Raw genomic sequence first — 21,277 nt, 5'->3', positions numbered from 1 at the left:
CCCGTATTCGTTAAAAAAATTATTATGTCGAGGGGAAAGTAATGGATTCTTTATATGAAAAACTACGTTCCGGGGATTTATGTCCGGAAGAGGTCTTAGCTATAATAAAAGGAACAGAAGCAGGACCTGAAGAAGCTTTATGTTATTATGAAGAGTGTTTATCTATCCAACCACGTGACGGGACATTACCAACAAAAGAAGATAGGACATTGTTATTTATAGCAGAGGATATGGAAAGCATCAATAAATTTTGCAATAATTATGGTTACTTTAGTGAGAATACAATATCAGTTTATATCGGCAATGAAGCAAGCAGTAATATGAAATACAACTATCAAATTAACAAGACAGATTCTGCAAGTTACATAAATTTATATGAACAACTAAATAAAAAAAAATGCTCGGAATGGGATATAATTTATTTTTCCCAAAGCAGAAATACTGGTGCAGACACATCGGCTAAAGAGATTGATAATTCAATACAAACAGCATATTCCATCACACAGTTAATCAGAGCATTTTCAAAAGATTATAGCACTATCAGGTTTATTCATGGATTTACAAAGGATAATCATACAAATTATGTAAATATTGCCCTATCGGGAATGCTGAAAACTATTTCTGTAGAATGTTCAAACCTGATGCACAAAAATATTCAGTTTGAGAATATGAATGAACGGGAGATTTGCAGCAGATTAATTGAGGAAGTTAATTTTGACATAAGCGATGGAACTGATATTAGTTACATATCAAATAAAAGGTATATTTCAGAATTTAAACCTATTCAGAAGTCAAGTGAAACAGAAAATAAGCAATTAGATATCTTTAACCAAGGAGTTTTTATAGTAACAGGAGGTATGGGTGCATTAGGACAGATACTGGCAGAACAGATATTGGTCTATAGACCTCAAAGAGTATATTTGTTAGGCAGAAAGTACCCTGATAAGGCTATTTTGGATAGTGTCAGTCGAATTGACCCATCCTCCACGGTAATAAAATACCTTCAATGCGATATTGAAGATTCAATCGCATGCCAACAAGTTATTGAAAATATTTTAGAAAAAGACGGACATGTTACAGGGCTTTTTCATTGTGCAGGTGTAATAAGAGATGCAATAATAGTAAATTTGAAGCTAGAGGATTTTTATCAATCTGTGAATCCAAAAATAAAGGGTTTAATTAATATATTAGATTCCTTTATAAAATATGGACTGGATATGAAGTTTGTGAAGTTGTATTCTTCAATTACCTCAGTAATGGGGAACATGGGGCAGACTGCATATTCATATGCCAATGGTTATCTTAATGCTTTTGCATATGACATACAAAGTAAGTACCATATGTTTAATATTCAAGCTATTTGTTGGCCATATTGGGAGCAAGGCGGTCTTACAGTAGACGGAGAGAAACTCAACCGCTTATATGAACAAACAGGCCAAAAACCGTTAAGTACTGCTAACGGCAAAATTGTGTTGGAAAACCTAATGAGTTTGGATAGTAAATGTCCCATAGCCATGTATGGTGATAAAGCAAAAATATCTCGATACATGAAGGAAGTACGTCGGCAAAAAGTATATACGATGGAAGAAAACGAAATTCAAGGAGACGAAATTGTTTCTGCATCAAAATTAACTAAAGAGGATGTTACGGATTATGTGCAAGGCATAATTAGTGACATCATTAAGCTCCCTAAATCAAAATTAAATATTACAACCACTTGGGAAAATTACGGGATAGATTCATTAGCAATTATGCGTTTCAATGAAATAATAGAAGATGTTATACCCAATTGTCCCAAAACCCTTATGTACGAATATCGTAATATAGAAGCTTTGTCAGAGTGCTTTTTTGAAAAATATGCCGGCAGATTAGAAAAGTTGTTAAAAAAAGAAATAGCACCAACTCCTCAAAAGGTAAAGAGTTCAGTACCTGACAAAGGATTTGGGGCAATTCAAAATAACAGGTTTAAGAAAGTTACACAAGAAAAAGCGACTCCATCTGAAACCAAGAGTGATGTTGCAATAATAGGTATTGCAGGAAGGTATCCCAAGGCTGATACTCTGGACGAATTCTGGAATAACCTTTTAGAGGGAAGAGACTGTGTTGTTGAAATTCCATCAGACAGATGGGATTATAGTGAAGATTATAATACTGATAAAAGCAAGCATGGATATACAAATAGTAAATGGGGGGGCTTTATTAATGATTTTGACTGCTTTGATGCAGCATTCTTTAAAATAACTCCCCGGGAAGCCCGTTATATGGACCCTCAGGAACGCATCTTTCTGGAATGTGCATGGCATGGGTTAGAAGATGCGGGATACACTGCTAAAATGCTGAAAAATCATCAGGTGGGAGTTTTTGCAGGAATAATGTACAGCCATTATCAGCTATATGGAATAGATTACGATAAACCGGGTCATAAAATGGCATTTAACTCATCTTATGCTTCTGTCTCAAATCGTGTCTCCTATCATATGGATTTCCATGGGCCGAGTATTGCTATTGATACAATGTGTTCCTCCTCCTTAACTGCCATACATCTTGCCTGTGAAAGCATTTATAACGGTTCCAGCTCCATAGCTGTTGCAGGGGGTGTAAATTTATCATTACACCCTAATAAATATATTAATTTAAGTCAGAACAATTTTCTGTCCTCAGAAGGAAAATGCAGAAGCTTTGGTGAAGGCGGGGACGGCTATGTTCCAAGTGAAGGAGTAGGGGTCGTTATCCTTAAAAAGCTTGAGGATGCACAACGGGATAAAGATATCATATATGGAGTCATAAAGGCGGCAGCAATTAATCACGGGGGAAGCTCCAACGGATTTACCGTACCAAATCCTGCTGCACAAACTGAGGTTATACAGAAAGCTTTAAAAGAAGCTAAAACGGATGCAGCTAATATAACATATGTTGAAACTCATGGTACAGGTACGCCATTGGGAGACCCAATAGAATTATCTGCATTAACAAAAGCATACGGCATAACAGAAAAGTGTGCTGTCGGCTCTATCAAATCCAACATGGGACATGCAGAGTCTGCCGCAGGAATGGCAGGACTTACAAAAGTTATTTTGCAAATGAAATACAAGAAATTGGTTCCATCTATTCATTGCGACCAGTTAAACAAAAATATCAATTTTAATGAGCTTCCCTTTGTTGTACAGAAAAAAACAGAAACCTGGGAGCATAAAAAAAGCAATGGAAAAGACATACCATATTTAGCCGGATTGAGTGCCTTTGGTGCAGGCGGCTCCAATGCACATTTACTTATAGAAGAATATGCAGATAAGCAAGATATTAAACAGAAATTAGGCAATTTCGATTATAACATTCTTGTGATATCCGCAAAGAATAAAAAAGACTTAGTAAATTATTGCCATACATATATAAAATATCTAAGAGAGTCAAGAGATAATAATGTTGCTCTTGAACAGATATGCTATGCAACTCAGTTTTATAGAAATCTACTAAATGAGAAGTTGGCTGTAATTGGATTAGATTACGAAGATATGATTAACAAGTTAGTAGCATTTATAAATTCAGCTCAAGAGCAAGAAGATATTATTTATGTGTCTGAAGAGGATGAAAATGATGATATTAACAAGTTTGAATATGATTTTAACCGGAACCCGAAGAGACAGGATTTTATAAATCTTGCCCGTGAAGCTTTTTATAGCTCAAATGATGATTGGAGTATTATGTGGAGGGATATAAAATATCCTAAAATAAATCTTCCGCTGTATCCCTTTGAAAAGAAGCGTTATTGGCTTTCTGATGACTGGAAGAAACCGGAAGTAAAAGCAGAAAGCCTTACCAATGTTTCTGCAATGAACCGTTTACATAATTTATCTACGTTGAAAGAGATAAAGTTTAAAACTCTTTTTAACGTTTCAGATTTTTTTGTAAAAGATCACAAGGTAAAAGGAAAATTGATTTTGCCCGGAGCAGCTATTGCCATAAATGCAAAAGCTATCGGTAATATTCTGGCAGAGGGTAAATTAAAATCCATAGATGATTTGACCTTTGTATCGCCGGTATCCTTTGAAAATGAAGAAGTTGAGCTAATGTCATATGTAGATAATAAAACCTTGGATATTAAAACAAAAATGGTTTCCGGCACACGTGAGATTGCTATTGGAATAGGTACTTTGAACCTTACAAAGGAGCTTGAGCTTAATTATGTTACTGATATTGAAGCCATAAATAGAAGGTGTAATCAAAAAATTTTCTCAGAACAACTGTATAAATCAATTAAACAGCACGGATTAGAATATGGAGGCTCATTAGGTATTATAGAGAAAATATCTTATTCGGAGGAAGAAGCCTTAGTTGAGCTAAAGTCTTTTAAACAGAATTATAGTAATTACTTTGAAGCGGAATTTGACAGTACTGTCATACCGTGCATAGATGCAGCCTTCCAGTCAGTATTTGTGTTTGGCAGCAAATTTGACTTGGGTGATAACAAAGTAATATTGCCATATAAGATAGGCAGTATATCCTGTAATAAATCAAGTTTTACACCGGAATATATCCATGTAATATGCAACAACACCAAGGACATCAATTTTGATATACAAATAATTGATGACAAAGGCAGAGCGCAAATAAAGATTGAAAAGCTAAGTATGATGGAGATAAAAGAAAAGAAATATGACATTCCCGATATATTAAGATTATTGAAGGGGAATGAAATTACTTTAGAGAAAGCGGCTGCTATTTTGGAGGAAGAATTCAATGATAAATGAAAATTTACTTAAAATTTTAAAAAAAGTGAAGAATAGTGAAATCAGTATTGAAGACGGTACTCAGGAATTACAGAATATAAAGAATAATCATTCAGAAGTACTATTTTATCAAAACTATAGTATCCTTGCCAATCAGATTGTACAAAAAGATATTAAAAATGAGTATATTATTGTTTTGGCTGATGACGTAGAACATATTAATGTGATTGAGGGTTTAAATTTAGACAATACCAGTAGTGAAAATCAACTGCTTTGGATTTCAAGGGGTAATTCATTTAAACAGGATTTTAACAGCATTGAAATGGATTTAAATAACGAAGCCCATTTTGAGCAATTGTCCAACTATGTATATTCTTCCTATGATAATAGGAAAATTCGTATTATATATATGATAGGAGAACATAAATTTCCAACAGGCAATGACTGGGAATATCAAGTTAATTCAACCGGAATAACAGCACTCTTATTTGCTAAAAGCTTTGCCTATCGGTTTAACAAGAGCGGTGTTCGTTTTCAGATTTTTTCTACTGAAAGAGCTTCTGAAATAACAGTATTTCAAGAAGCAGTAGTAGCCCTTGGAAGAAGTATTGAAAAAGAGGTACCGGCTTTTATTACACAAGTAGTCATAATAAACCCACAGGAAGTTTCAGGTTTAGGAGCTGTAATTAGTAAAGAACTGCATTCTGAAATTGATACAAGATTTATTTACTATAAATCTGATAAACGTATGACTTACAACATATCAGAAATGGCTTTAGAGGCCCCGAAGAATTATCATGAGTTCCCTGAGGGAGTTTATGTAATCTTAGGAGGACTGGGGGCAATTGGTAAAGCTGTAACGGCTGAAATTGCTAAATTATCAAATACAAAGATTATTTTAGTAGGAAGAAGAAAAATATCAGATGAAATAGAAACATACATAGAAGCTTTAAGACATGGTACCAATGAGATTACATATATTAGTGCAGATATTAGTAACTATATTGATATAAAGAGGTTGTTTCATGAAGTAGGGTCTAAGTTTGAAAAAATAGACTATGTTTTTCACTGTGCAGGGATTTTAGAAGATTGCAGATTACCTAATAAAAGTGTTGAATCCTTTAAAAGGGTAATAAGTTCAAAAATTAACGGAGCACTGGCTATAATTGATATGAAGAGAACGTATAATTTTAAAAAAGTGTTGTTCTTTTCATCTACTTCAGGGGTTTTTGGAAACGAAGGTCAATTAGATTATGCATATGCCAATATGCTTATAAACAGTCTTTGTACAAAACAAGCAGACCCGGATATTATATCCATAAGCTGGCCTTTTTGGGACACTGAGGGCATGAAAATGCCGAAGGAATATAAAGAAAAAATATTTTCAGCATATGGCTTCAGACCAATGCCCACCAGAGTGGGTATTGACATTGTTAAACATACATTAGCTGATAATTCAAAAAGCTTAATTGTTTTATATGGAGACAGACAAAAATTGGAGAATTTCTCGAGAAACACTAATACAGACAAGTATATTGAAGCAAAGGATTCATCCGCTAATACAGTACCAAAAGAGAAAATGTCTGCTAATGATAATAATGATGGACTTTTAGATAATGTAATAATATGGATTACAGAAATAATTTCAAAGGTAACAGGAATTGATACAGATTCACTGACTCCCAAAAAATCAATTCAAAATCTGGGAATAGATTCTGTAATGACAACAGAGATAAATATAGAATTTGAAAAAGTTTTTGATAATATATCAAAAACCTTGTTATTTGAATACCGCTGTATAAAGGAAATAGCTGAGCATTTTATACAGAATTATTATGATGCCTGCAAGAATAAAATTATTATAGAAAAAAGTCCTGAGAAAATTGTTGAAGCGGTTCATAATGAGGAGATAGAGGTAACTGTAAAAGATGAAATCCATGAGGGAGATAGTGGAGCATTTGAAATTGCTATTATCGGAATAGCAGGAAAATACCCAAAAGCTGAAAGCTTAGATGTGTTTTGGGAGAACCTGAAAGCTGGAATGGACTGTATAGACGTTATACCAAAAAGCAGATGGGATTACATGAACTACTGTGATGAAAATGCTGATGAATGGTGGAAAAGCCCTGAAAAATGGGGAGGTTTTATTGAAGGAGCAGATGAATTTGATTCTTTGGTTTTTAATATTGCTCCTGCCGAAGCAAAGGCTATGGACCCTCATCAGCGAGTGTATGCACAGACTGTTTGGCATGCCTTGGAGGACGCAGGTTATAATAAGAAACGCTTAGAAAAATATAAAGTGGGAGTATATACCGGAGCAATGTGGAGTAACTACCAGTTATACGGTATTGAAGATGCATACAACGGAAAAATGGAAGGGTACGATTCCTCTTTAGCCTCTATTTCCAACAGAATTTCATATATATTTAACTTACATGGCCCAAGTATAACACTGGATACTATGTGTTCATCTTCATTAACTGCGTTGCAATTGGCATATCAAAGCATACAAAATCATGATATAGATATGGCAGTAGTGGGTGGTGTTAATTTAACACTGCATCCATATAAATATATCCAATTAAAAAAAGGAAATTTCCTTTCAAAAGATGGCAGGTGTCGTTCTTTTGGCGAAGGCGGTTCGGGTTATGTACCGGGTGAGGGTGCAGGTTCATTTATAGTAAAACGCTTGGATAGGGCATTAGCTGATAAGGATAAAATTTATGGGATTATAAAGGGAGTTAGTATAAATCATGGAGGCAAAGCGCAAGGCTATTTTGTTCCGAATCCTATAGAGCAAGCAAATGTTATTAATGCTGCATTAGAAAATGCAGGAGTTGATAAAAAATCCATCAGCTATATAGAAGCACACGGAACAGGTACTTCATTAGGAGACCCAATTGAAATTGCAGGATTGCGAAAGGTATTCGAAAAAGACAATAATCAAAAACAATCTATAAGCATAGGCTCCGTAAAAAGTAATATAGGGCATTTAGAAGCGGCGGCAGGTATGGCAAGCCTCACAAAAGTGCTTTTACAAATGAAGTATAAAATGCTTGTTCCATCAATTCATGCAGAAAAACTAAATCCCAATGTTGATATGAAAACTACTCCATTTAAAGTACAGACACAATTAGAGCCATGGAGTGGTGATGATAATAATATTTTAAGAGCCGGAATCAGTTCTTTTGGTGCCGGAGGAGCTAATGCTCATGTTATTCTGGAAGGTTATGATAATTCTTATAAAGATATAATCGAAACTAAAGAAAAAAAGATATTTGTGTTATCAGTAAAAAATGAAAAAGCCTTGTTAAGATATATCGACTTGTACAGGAATTTTTTGTTGAAAACACCACAGGCGACAGAAGAATATGAATTTGATACTCGCTTGGCTTACACAACTCAAATCGGACGTAATCATATGAATGTCCGTGTAGCTATAGTATTTGAAAACACAAAACAACTGATTCAATGTTTAGAGGATATTACATTGGGCAATGAAAAGAGCCTTAATGTATTTATCAATAATGTTAGTAATGACAAACTTGATGTTAAAAGCTTAGACATTGAGACTTTAAAATATGATTTAAGTGCAAATGCCGTAGAAATAGCCCAAGCATGGGTGGATGGATATGAAGTGGAATGGGAGAAATTTTATAGTGAAAAAATGGCTATTGTTAACTTGCCATTATATCCCTTCGAAAAGATAAAGCATTGGGCGCCCCTTGGTGAATCACGTATTTATAAGATGAAAAATGAAGCTGAATCAATCTGCATTGATTTGTATAAGAAACAATGGAGTAAGTCAGAAGCTTCAAGCAGTACGACAGAAATATATAATGCAAACATAGTCTTTCTTATTAAAAAGGAACAGAGCTTTTTAAAAAGTGCTGCAATAAAAGCAATGAATTTAGACAGCGCAGAATTCATAGAAATGGATGATGCTTCTACTGTTTGTGAAGCGAGTTTAGAGAGGAAAGTAAAGCAGAAAAATAAAACAGTAGTCATTGATTTATCTGATTTGCAAACAGGAAGTAAAGAAATATTTAAAATACCTCATAGCAAATTTAATTTGTATAAACATCTTATAAAGAAAACAAGACAAGCAGGTCTGGATATCCTTCATTGCACACAGGGCGTAAATGAAGGCATTACACAAAATGGTGTTCTTACGGCGGGATTGATGAAGAGTTTAGGTGCAGAATACCCTTGGATTCAAAGTAAAACTATTGATTTTACAATTGACTATACAATGGATTCAATACTTAATTGTTTGAAAAACGAAATTACCTTTGATGGCAATGGTGAAGTTTTTTATAAAGCAGGCATAAGAAATACAACAGGATATCAGCAGTTAGAGTTTAATTGGAAAAGTGACAATGCCTTCAAAGTAGAGAAGGACAAGTGTTACATTATTACCGGAGGTACCAGAGGGATAGGTGCAAAGATAGCATCACGTCTGGCAGAACTCGGTGCAAAGAAGCTTGTATTGTTAGGAAGAAGCGATATGAATACACCTGAAAAGAAGGAACTGCTCAAGGACTTAGAGTCCCATGGTACAGAAGTGCTGGTGTATTCCCAAGGCTTACATAACAAAACTGCACTGGAGGACTTTTTTAAACAGGTGTATCAGCAGTTTGGTGAAGCACACATTATGTTCCACTGTGCAGGCAGATATTCAACGGAAAATGCTGCCTTTATCCACAAAGAAGAGCGAGAAATTGAGGATGTTTTAGAGCCAAAAGTAATTGGACTGCTCAATATGTTAGAAGCAACAAAGGTGTTACAGGTGGAGAAAACCGTATTATTTTCTTCCATATCTTCCATTTGCCCTTGGCTTTCAAAAGGGGTAAGTGATTATACCATGGCAAATAACTATCTGAATGGTATGCCTGAATATGGGAAAAACATTACCGATTCTCAAGTTTTGTCTGTGGTTTGGCAAAGCTGGTCAGATGTTGGCTTTATGGTGTCAGAACCAAAGATTGGCAAAGAAAATGGCCTGATTCCAATTAACTGCAAGGAAGGTATAGATATTCTGTTTAATATCTTACAAAAGGAAGTATCGGGAGTTGTTGTACCTGTAAAACATAATGAAGTTTTTGAAATTGAAAAGCTGGCAGTTTTATCAAAGAATAAACCGGCGTCAGATTTTACTCAGCAAACTGTAGATAATAAAAGGTTGTCTTCAGAAGTAAATGTAATTACCGAAATAATAACACAGGTGATTTCAGATGTATTACTTATTAATATAAATGAAATATCTTTAGATGAAGCCTTTGAAAATTATGGAATGGACTCTATTTTCTTAGGTGAAGTAATAAAAAAATTGGAAGAAAAGCTTCATACGGCAATAGACCCTGTATTGTTCTTTGAATGCAATACAATCAGAAAAATCAGTACTGCGTTAACAGGTATTGTTAATATTTCTCTTCCAAAAAAGGAGAGCATTGAAATAAAACCATGCGGGGTAAATGAAAATCCCAGATTTGCTGTTATAGGAGCGGATTGTCGCTTTCCTGACGCTGACAATTGTATTGAGTTCTGGAATAATTTGATGGAAGAGAAGTGCAGTGTAAAAGAAATACCAAAAGAGCGTTTTGACATGGAGCCTTTTTATTCACCTACGCCGGAAGTAAATAAATCAATAGGAAAATGGGCTGCCATGGTAAAGGATATTGAATACTTTGATCCTAAGGCTTTTGAAATCCCGGAAACTGAAGCGGCGACAATGGACCCTTTGATACGCATACAACTTGAGACTAGTGTGAATGCACTTAGAAATGCGGGCTATGACAAGGCTGATGTAAAAGGTAAGAACATAGGGGTATTTATAGGAAGCAGAGTAGGGGATTTTCATTCCTTGATGCCAAAGGAGCAAAAAGCAAAAATAACAGGGCTAGGACAAAATTTCATAGCTGCTTACACCTCCCATTATTTAGACTTGAAGGGCCCTTCTATGGTAATTGATACAGCATGTTCATCTTCTATGGTTGCTTTAAGTGAAGCCTGTAAAAATATACATTTTGGTGAATGTGAACAGGCAATTATAGGAGGCGTTGATTTAATATTGTGTGAGAACACATTGGTTTTACTCAGTGATGCTCTTTCTCCTACCGGTGTTTGCAGTGCTTTTGATGAGAAAGCAAACGGTTTTGTACCGGGAGAAGGCTGTGGAACTATTGTAATTAAGAAGCTTGAACAAGCAATAGCTGACGGTGATAATATTTTGGCAGTTGTAGAGTCTGTTGCAATAAACAATGATGGACATACCATGGGAATTACAACACCAAATTACAACATGCAGATGGATGTTATTAAACGGGCAATCGAGAGAACAGATATTGCTCCTGAGTATATTAGTTACATAGAAGCACATGGAACAGGAACGTTTATTGGGGATCCCATTGAATTAAAAGCATTAACAAGTGTTTTTAGAGAATATACAGATAAAAAGAACTACTGCGGTATCGGCAGCGTAAAAACAAATATAGGGCATTGCTTAAGTGCAGCGGGTATGGCCTCCATAATTAAGGTTGTATTATGCTTGCAGAATAAAAAGTTACCAAAGACCTTGAACTGTGACAAGCCTAATTCAAGATTTAATTTTGAACAATCCCCATTCTTTCCTTGTACAAAGAATAAAGAATGGGAAGGAATAAACGGAAGACGAATTGCAGGAATAAGCAGTTTCGGCTTTGGCGGAACCAACGCCCATGTTATTTTATCAGAATACACAGGACATCATGAAGTCATAAGACAACCTTTGCCGCCATTAGCCTTAAATAAAAAATATTATTGGTTTGATAAAAAAGAGCCGACTTCTACAACAATAATTAATACAAATAGTGAGGCAAATATGTTTGGATTAAAAAAGATGTTTTAAGATAAATAAAAATTCGGGAGGTGAATTATATTGTTTAAAGAATTTGGGTATTCCCTCATAATAGACGAGAATAACTTGGTTGTAAGAGACCATATTGTACATGGTGCTAAAGTAATGCCGGGAATTGTATTATTAGATTTGTGTATTAAAGTATTATTGTCTGAGAACATTGATTACAAAACAATAGAATTCCGAAATATTCTCTTTAAAACACCAATTGAACTTTTAACATCTAATAAAAGAGAGTTAGTAATAAGTTTGAAAAATATTGGGCAAAAAAGCTTTATCACAGGTAAAAGTCATATTGCAGATATAGAGCAAAATAATACAGATGAAATGGTGGAGCATTTTGAATGTGAAATTTGTCAAGTATCTCCAACTGCCCGGGAGCAGATAAATATATCAGAGCAACTGACTAAATCGGCTGAGTATATTCAGGATATGGATGAAGCATATAAGTTTGTGAGAAATGTTGGAATTACTCATAAATCTTTTATGAAGGCGGAAGGCAAAGTTTATTGCTTTAAAGATAAAATAATTACTCACAGCAAACTGAGTCAGGAAGCAAATCAATATAAGGACGGTTTTTTTCATCAGCCTTCCATTATGGATTCATCAACCATAATACCCTATTTATGTATTAGAGATAACAAAATAAGCGAAGTTGAAAATAAAGCTTTTATACCAATACATATAGAAAAATTCAGGGCATTTAAACCACTTTACAGTGAAGCATATGTTTATATTGAAAATAAAGATGTGTCTGTAGCCAATAGCGGTGATGTTACAAGTGCCAGCTGGAAAATCTTCGACGAACAAGGCCAATTAGCTGCTGATATTGAAAGATTGTCATCAAAGCAGATTCGGGAAGTAGGTATGGCAACGAAACAGGTTACTTCCACCCAAGAGATAAACTCTGATGAACAGGAAGCTCCGAAGTTGGGGCTTGAAAAATTATCATTAACAGAGAATAGCATTGAAAAATATATCATTAAAAAAATAGAAGACTTAAAAAAAATCATTATACAGGAATCAGATTTAGAAAAAGGCTTTTATGAACTGGGACTTGATTCAAGGGATCTTATTTCAGTAGTTAAAAATATTGAAAATCAAATAAATATACAGCTTTACCCTACAATTATGTTTGAATACTCTAATATAAAGGAGTTAAGTGAATATTTAAAAGGTCAGTTCAGTGAACAATTTAACATTTATCTTACACAAAATCAGACCCCTCCACCTAATCAAAAGAGGGAAAAGGTTAAAGTTACTGCTGATAAATTAAATAATCAGAATGATGAAAATGTCATTTTTGAAGCATATTGGAAGGAAGATATTGAAGAAAAAGAACAAAGTGGGGAGTATGGTCCGTCTTTAACCATAATTTTAACAAATGACTCAGAGGTCTACAAGAAGGCTAAAGAACAGCTTAGAAATGTAATACATATATGTTCAAATAAAATGTGCAAGGAGATTGACGATAACAATAGCTACTGTATAAATCCTCTGAATAAGGAAGAAATAGAGCAAGTATTTTCAAAGACAGTACCTGAAAATGCAAATGTTAATGTGGTCAATATGTTTGATTTTGACTGCTTAAATGAGCTTGTTTCTAATTACTCGGAGCAAGTAGTGTATATTTTTAATGCATTGTTTTGCCAAGCCTTGATTAAGTTTGCCGATGCTAACAGTAAAATCAGAATTGTTAATATTGGTTTTCACGATAACGCAAATAATTGCTATACTTCGGCATTGACTGGCTTTTATAAGTGTTTGGCGGCAGAAAAAACGAGGATTACTTCAAGTATTATTACATTGGAATATGATAAGAAACTATATAGCAGTCAACTTGTATGGAAGCTTATAATTAATGAGTTTTCTAAACAAAAGCTTCCTGTAAATGAAATAAAATATCGGGATTATGTGAGACATGTCAAGGAACTGTGTTTGACGGAATATAAGGAGAGCACGAATGTCCTTTTTAAAGACAATGGAACATATATTATCACTGGTGGTATGGGGGCAATTGGAAAAAGCTTAGTTAACGCAATATATAAGCAGTATGCATGTAATATCATCTTACTTGGAAGAAGCAGTATAACAAATGAAATGGACATATGGCTTCAAAGGGTTAATAGCGGTAAAGCAAAAGTGGTGTACCATAGTGCAGATATCTGTAATAAACAGGCAGTTGATAAGGAAGTCCGATGGACATTAGCAGAACATGGAAAGATAAACGGCATCATACATGCAGCAGGCTGCCTACAAGATGCTATTATCATGTCCAAAAAGTTCTCGGCTGAAGCAGAGGAACCGGCTATTACTACTAAAGTAGCAGGTATCAATAATTTAGACAGTGCAATTGGTGAAGAAAAAATTGATTATATGATATTGTTTTCTTCAATATCCGCTGTTTTTGGAAATCTGGGGCAGTCAAATTACGCTTATGGTAATGGGTATATGGACAACTTTTCATCTATGAGAAACGAACTGGCTCATAAGAAGCTGCGTTATGGAAGGACACTTTCCATTAACTGGCCCTTGTGGGAATTGGACGGGATGGATGTTGGATATGATTATAGTCACATTTATAATGCAACCGGAATACAAAAGATGAATCACAATAGGGGTATTGATTTATTGCTCTGTGCAAATTATGATAATTCGTCACAGCTAATTATATTAAATGGCGTTAAAGCTAAAATCAATTCCTTTATGACAAAGCATTATAAGATAACCGATAAAAATCATGTGCAGCAGAGAAAGAGCATGTCAGAAGCATATTCACAGTCAAAAAATATTGCCATTATCGGAATTGGCGGTCAATTTCCCATGGCAGGTAATGTTATGGAGTTGTGGGAAAACCTAAAGAGCGGAAAAGACTGTATTCAGACAGTGCCGGAAGAACGTTGGACGAGGGAAGATATTAAAGCCATAATAGGCGAGGATAGTACATTGGATGTAAGTAATTATGGAGGTTTTCTTAAAGAAATTGACAGGTTCGATTCAAGACTATTTCATATCACACCCTCGGAAGCCAAAATGATGGACCCCCAAGAAAGGCTGTTTTTATCAATTGTATGGACAACCCTAGAAGATGCGGGTTATTCCATGAAGCAATTAGTGAATAAAGATATAGGTGTATATGTAGGAACAATGTGGGGGCAGTACCAAATGTTCAGTACCTTGCTGGATAATCAGCCTGCATTGCCCTCGTCAATTTTTGCATCCATTGCAAACAGGGTGTCCTATTACTTTAATTGGCACGGCCCAAGCCTTTCTATTGATACAATGTGCTCCTCAGCTATGACGGCAGTAAAAATGGCATGTGACAGTATTAATAATAATGAGGCAGAAATGGCTATTGCAGGGGGAGTAAATTTATCTATTCATCCTGCAAAATATATAGTATTAGCACAAAACAATTTTACTTCAAAAGATGGCAGATGCCGTTCTTTTGGTGAGAATGGCTCGGGCTATGTACCGGGTGAAGGGGTTGGGGCATTACTCCTGAAAAAATTAGACAAGGCAGTAGAAAATGGCGACCATATTTATGGAGTTATTAAAGCCTGTGAGATAAACCATGGAGGAAGAACGGGAGGCTACAGTGTTCCGAGTGTGCAATATCAGAGCAAGGTAATAGAACGTGCTATAAAAGCTTCAAAAGTTTTGCCTTCGGATATTTCATATATAGAAGCTCACGGAACAGGCACAGCTTTAGGCGACCCAATAGAAATAAGGGCTTTGCAAAGCGTATTTGATAAGTATACAAATGAGAAGCAGTTTTGCTCCATAGGTTCGATTAAATCTAATATCGGACATTTAGAAGCTGCAGCAGGTATTGCCGGAATAATCAAGGTATTACTTCAGATGAAGTATAAAAAAATAGTTCCAAGTCTTCACTCTAAAAAGATAAATCCAAACATAGACTTCAAGGGAACAGCATTTTATTGTCAGCAAGAGTATGAAAATTGGAATTCTGACGGATTAAGAGCAGCGGCAATCAGTGCTTTTGGAGCAGGAGGCTCTAATGCCAATATTATAATCCAAGAATATGAGCCAAGCCGGAGTAAGGTAAGAGGCGTTAGCCCTAAGTTATTTGTATTTTCAGCATATAATCAGGATATCTTATTAAATTATGTTAAGAAGCATATTGATTTTTTAAGTCAGTACAGCAGCTATAATGATATTCCGACTGAGAATATAGATTTGGCTGACTTAGATAATATAATTATAGATTTCTTTGGATTTAACAACAATGAGCTGCTTTGTACTTATTTACTTGATGAATTAAATTTTGATTTATATAAAATGGTAAAGTTAGAGGAATTGTTGAAACGAAACAGGTTAAAATCACCGTCAGTTGAACAATTTGCCGTATGTAAATCCATCAGCGAGCTGAGACAATTATTAAAAACTAAAAATGATTGTAATGAAACGGTTTGTGAGGTTAAAGCAAAGAGTGAACTATCTCAAGAGGAAGAAGCTGAGTTCTTGGATTCTTATGAGTATACTTTACAGACAGGCCGTGTGCATATGAAAAAAAGATTAGCTGTAATTGCCTCTACGACAGAAGAACTGCTTGTATATTTGAAAATGTTTCTTCAAAACCAAAACCATGAAAATATTATATTGAAGCAAAGCAAGGGAGAGGAAAGTACTTTACTGTCAATGTTTAAAGGAAATGCAGGTGTTAATTTTATAAAAGCACTGATAGATAGTGGTGATTTAAATAATATCGGACAATTATGGGTTGAAGGAATAGATTTGGAGTGGGAGAAGCTGAGTAATACTAAAGGCAGAAGGAGGATGTCCCTTCCAACGTACCCATTTTCCGGCGAACAAATTCCATCGGCACAACTTGCTATCAGCCATAATAAAGGGATTTATGAGGAGAAGGAAAATAGCGATGAATTAAATTTATATGAAATAATTAAGAAGGTAGAAAGCGGAACCATGACAGTTAATAGCGCAATAGGCTTTTTAGAAAGAGGGAATTAATTATGGAAAACATTAATTTAAAAGAATATTTAAGTCAACTGTCATCCGGCGAAAATTCAGCATTAAATGTATACAATTATTTATCCAATTGCAATTACAGTATAGGTTTGAACTTGAATTATTTTCAAGAAAGCTGGGTGCCTTCTCCGTCAATACAGAATCGGAAACCAAAAGGAGTACTTGCATTTGCTGAAGAGGTACAACACTATAAATATCCCTGCAACGTATATGTCAGAAACTCATCTGCATACAAATTTAGTGAGAATAAAGAAGCATTAATTGATTTTAAAAATCCTCAACATTACAAGCACCTATTTGAGGATTTAAATAAGAGAAATATAGAGATAGATACAATTATAGTACATAGTAGTAATGGCAATTCTGATACTATCTTAAAAGCTTATAATATAGTAAAAGCCGTAGCAGCAGCAAAGCAAAATTCTTCCCTCTTGTGCTTATGGGTGTATGAAAACAGGGAATTAAACAGCTGCTTTCACAAGGCGCTAAAGGGTTTTGCAAAAACTGCTTTTGAAGAAATGCAGAATGTTATTTTGAGAACAGTTTGTATTGAGGAAGCTAACCAAGCTTTTTCCGGCATTGACAAGATAATCGAGAGTGAAGCGTCAGATTTTTCGAAAGAATTTGAAGTTACATATAATAAAAATGGAAGAATGGTCAAGCGGTTTAATTTTCTCAAGAAATTTGAGGATAATGAACAAATCTCTTTTAGCGCAAAAGATGCTTATATTGTCAGTGGCGGGCATGGTGTAATCGGAAGAGAGATTGTGAAGTCCTTATTTGAGAATGGGGCAGGTAAAGTTATAATAACAGGTCGCTCTGAGGTAGCTGACAGTCAGTTGAAGGAATGGTTTGGGCAAAATGCAAGTAAAATACAGTATTACAGGGCTGACATTGCTGTAAGTAAAGAAGTAAAAACAGTTCATAACTCTATTAAAAACAATGGATATGATATCAGGGGAATAATTAATTGCTCCGGTGTTTTTAATAACTCCTTCATAATTAATAAAAAAGAAAATGATATTTTTGATGTGCTATCTCCTAAAATCAACGGAACAATTGCACTGCATGAAGAGTTTATTAATGAAAATTTAGATTTCTTTATTACATTTTCATCTATAGCAGGTGTGCTTGGGAAAATAGGACAAGCAGATTATGCTTACGCAAATTGTTTTCTGGACAACTTTGCTGCTTACAGGGAAGGGCTGCGCACAGATGGGGTATGCAAGGGGAAGACAATATGTATCAACTGGCCCTATTGGAGTGAAGGCGGGATGGCCATAGATGATTATGAAATTGATGTATTGTATGAGCAATTAGGGGCAGTACCTCTGACAAACAAATTTGGGGTTGAAGCTTTTAACAAGCTGTTAAATGCAAAATCCGGTTCATACACAGTTTTATATGGAGTGCAAAAAAAACTCAGAGAGGTGCTGGAAAAGGCTCAAATTACTGAATTTACTGATAATGCAGTGTCGGCTGATTATAGTACACCGGATTTGAAAAGTAAAACAAATGAGTGGCTTATCAAAATATTTAAAGACACCTTTGGTATAAGTGACTTTGATACAGGTACCGGATTTGGCGAACTAGGAATTGATTCAGTAGGATTTAACAGGGTTATGTTAAGAATAGAAAAACAATTAGGTCCTGTTAAAAAAACTTTATTATATGAGACAAAAAACATTAATGAAATAGCTGATTATTTATTAGAAACAATGTCGGATAAATTAGAGAAAATTTTGTGTGTAAGTATGCCGGCTGTTCCACCTGTAAAAGTTAATGCGTATGTCATCGAAAAACCAACCGAAAGGATAGTTGAGAAGGTTCAGGAGCCATGTGATGATATTGCCGTTATTGGTATTAGCGGACGTTTCCCCAAGGCTTCAAATTGTGAAGAACTGTGGGAAGTTTTGAAAAACGGAGTTGACTGTGTGGGGGAAATACCAAAAGAACGCTGGGATGTGGACTACTATTACAGCAGTGAGATAAAGAATTTACCTGAAGGTAAAAGCTATTGTAAATGGGGTGGATTTCTAGCAGATGCAGATAAATTTGATCCACAGTTTTTTAATATGTCACCTATAGAAGCTGCAATGACTGACCCTCAGGAACGGTTGATGCTGGAGGTGGCGTGGGAAGTGTTTGAAGATGCAGGATATACCCATGAACGATTAAAGAAATTTGGTGATGAAAATGGTAATGCATTAGTAGGAACATTTATGTCAACTGCCTCCAATACCTACAATCTTATTGGAATAGAGCAATGGGGAAAAGGCAATTATGTTGTTCCCAATAGCTTGCCTTGGTCATTATCAAACAGAATTTCATATTTTATGAAGTTTTCGGCACCAAGCTATACAGTGGACGCTGCTTGTGCAGGCGGGCTTGTTGCTATACATCAGGCAATTAGTTCTTTGAAAAATAATGAGTGTAAAATGGCATTGGTCGGAGGAGCAAATATGTATTTGCACCCCTATAAATACGTATCCTTAAGCCAAGTAAAAATGCTGTCAAAAACGGGTAAATGTTATGCATTCAGTGACAAAGCAGATGGATTTGTACCGGGTGAAAGTGTGGCCTGCGTGCTGCTAAAGCCTTTAAAAGCTGCGAAGCGGGATAATGATAGAATCTATGGAGTTATTAAGGCAAGTGAAATTAATCATGATGCAGATTCAAACGGCTATATGGCTCCTAACCCAAAAGCACAAGAGCTTTTAATAAGCAACGCCATTAAGAAGGCCGGAATATCAGCAAAAGAAATCAGCTATATTGAGGCTCATGGAACAGGTACACCAATTGGGGATCCAATTGAAGTAAATGCATTAAGCAAAGCCTTTAGAAGAACCACATCAGAAAATCAGTTTTGTTCCTTAGGCTCTATTAAAACAAATATTGGACATTCGGAAGGCGCTGCCGGTATTGTAGGACTTATAAAGGTTTTGTTACAAATGAAGCACAAAGCATTAGTACCTTCATTGTACTCTGATAAGCTTTCTCCTGTGATTGACTTTGACAATTCACCATTCTATGTTCAAAGAACACTTGAGAAATGGAATAAACCGCTTATTACAGACCAAGGTGTACAAAAGGAGTGTTTAAGGACTGCCGGTGTCAGCTCCTTTGGAGCGGGCGGTGCAAATGGGCATATATTGGTACAGGAATATAAAGAAGATAAAAAATCTATTTATAATGAAGATACGGAGCAGGTATATATACTTCCCATTTCAGCAAAGACACAGGCTCAATTAGGGATATACGTGAATTTAATGTATCAGTATATTAGTAATAACAAAAGCAATTTAAAGCTTTCAGCTGTTGCATACACTCTTCAGAGATGTCGTAATGAAATGGAATACCGTGCGGCATTTCTAACAAAAACCCTTGATGGTTTTATCAAATTAATGAGTGATTATTTAAACCATAAGGATAGCCGGAATTTCTTTAGCGGTATCGTAAAAAAGAATAGAGGAAAAGAAATCTCAAGAACTGCAATAGAAGATATGGAAACGGCTCGCAGCATGGCAGAAGCGTGGGTGCAGGGAAACAAAATCAGTTGGTATGAGACTAGACGATTGGTGCCTGACCTTGTTGATTTACCAACCTATCCTTTTGCACAAAAGTCCTGCTGGGTCAAGACAATAAACAAGACCATTCCAGTTCGGCCGGAAGTAAAAGCTGCTGCTGAGGATGATTTAGAAGTGATTCTTCAAGAGCTTGCCAGTGATGAGGGCGATATAGCCCGTATCATTGAAAAGATTGAGACCATAGATAAAACGAACATTAAGTAATAATGGGAATGGACGGTTAATATGACGAAAACTATTTGTATTGCTAATATTAAAGGCGGTGTAGGCAAAACTACAATTGTGCATAATTTATCTCATGCATTATCCATAAAAGGTAAGAAAATTTTAATGATTGATTTAGATATGCAGGGTAATTTATCTGATCGTTCAAGTAATGGACAGCAACGCAATTCAGTATATCAACTTTTAACAGACAATGACATTAATACTGAACAATGTATACATCAATCAGGAATACCTAATGTGGACATCATCCCATCCCAAATTAATATTGGTGAAATAGGAAGAGTATTAGAGCAAAGAGGGACAAGCAAAAGATTATACATACTAAAGGAGCGGCTGGGGGAAATAGGTAAAAAATATGATTATATCATTATGGATACGCATCCTGTGCTAGATTATTTATTTGTATCTGCAATGATAGCCAGTGATTATTACATAATTCCGGCAGTTCCAAGTATTGATAGTGTGAAGGGTATTAACCTGACACGTAGATTTGTAATTGATATAAAGAAAACCAATCCCAATATTAAAGAATTAGGTATACTCATAAATAATATTGATAACAGAACAAATACCTCAAAAAAAATTGTCGCCAGTCTGGAACAGAATATAGGAGATACACTTTTTAAAACAAGAATCCCTCATAATACACATATCAATCAAGCGGCACTAAACTATGTAACAACCTTTCAGCTAAAGAAAAACAGTATTTGTAATACCAGTTTTCTGGAGCTGTCTGATGAAATAATAAAGAGAATGATATAGTGCAACGGGGGAATAGGAGCATGTTTGTCCAAACGTTACTCTTAAATGACATTAAATTCTAAGATAAA

The 21,277-nt window shown here is 35.2% G+C and carries 5 protein-coding genes; all 5 read left to right on the top strand.

Annotated elements, in window-relative coordinates; all coding sequences use genetic code 11:
• Nucleotides 1-41 precede the first annotated feature (41 nt).
• The 5 genes from P0092_RS17740 to P0092_RS17720 are packed head-to-tail and all read left to right on the top strand — an operon-like array spanning nucleotide 42 to nucleotide 21,209.
• Nucleotides 42-4,748, top strand: a complete 4,707-nt coding sequence (locus tag P0092_RS17740) for an SDR family NAD(P)-dependent oxidoreductase (protein WP_004615881.1) — start codon at nucleotides 42-44, stop codon at nucleotides 4,746-4,748.
• On the top strand, nucleotides 4,738-11,613 hold the full coding sequence (locus tag P0092_RS17735) for an SDR family NAD(P)-dependent oxidoreductase (protein ID WP_004615883.1): 6,876 nt from the start codon (nucleotides 4,738-4,740) through the stop codon (nucleotides 11,611-11,613). Before P0092_RS17740 ends, P0092_RS17735 begins: the two co-directional genes overlap by 11 nt.
• Before the next feature lie 30 nt (nucleotides 11,614-11,643).
• Nucleotides 11,644-16,614, top strand: coding sequence for an SDR family NAD(P)-dependent oxidoreductase (locus P0092_RS17730; protein ID WP_004615886.1), 4,971 nt, complete (start codon nucleotides 11,644-11,646; stop codon nucleotides 16,612-16,614).
• Between the two features lie 2 nt (nucleotides 16,615-16,616).
• Nucleotides 16,617-20,423 (top strand): SDR family NAD(P)-dependent oxidoreductase, encoded by a 3,807-nt coding sequence (locus P0092_RS17725; protein WP_004615888.1) that lies wholly within the window; start codon nucleotides 16,617-16,619, stop codon nucleotides 20,421-20,423.
• A gap of 21 nt (nucleotides 20,424-20,444) precedes the next feature.
• Nucleotides 20,445-21,209: a ParA family protein gene (locus tag P0092_RS17720; protein WP_004615890.1), complete on the top strand. Its 765-nt coding sequence runs from the start codon at nucleotides 20,445-20,447 to the stop codon at nucleotides 21,207-21,209.
• Nucleotides 21,210-21,277: the final 68 nt, after the last annotated feature.

Source organism: Ruminiclostridium papyrosolvens DSM 2782, from assembly GCF_029318685.1.
Taxonomy (GTDB): Bacteria; Bacillota; Clostridia; order Acetivibrionales; family DSM-1351; genus Ruminiclostridium; species Ruminiclostridium papyrosolvens.
The sequence above is the reverse complement of the archived record's forward strand: the minus strand, read 5'-3'. Positions and strand labels throughout refer to the sequence as shown.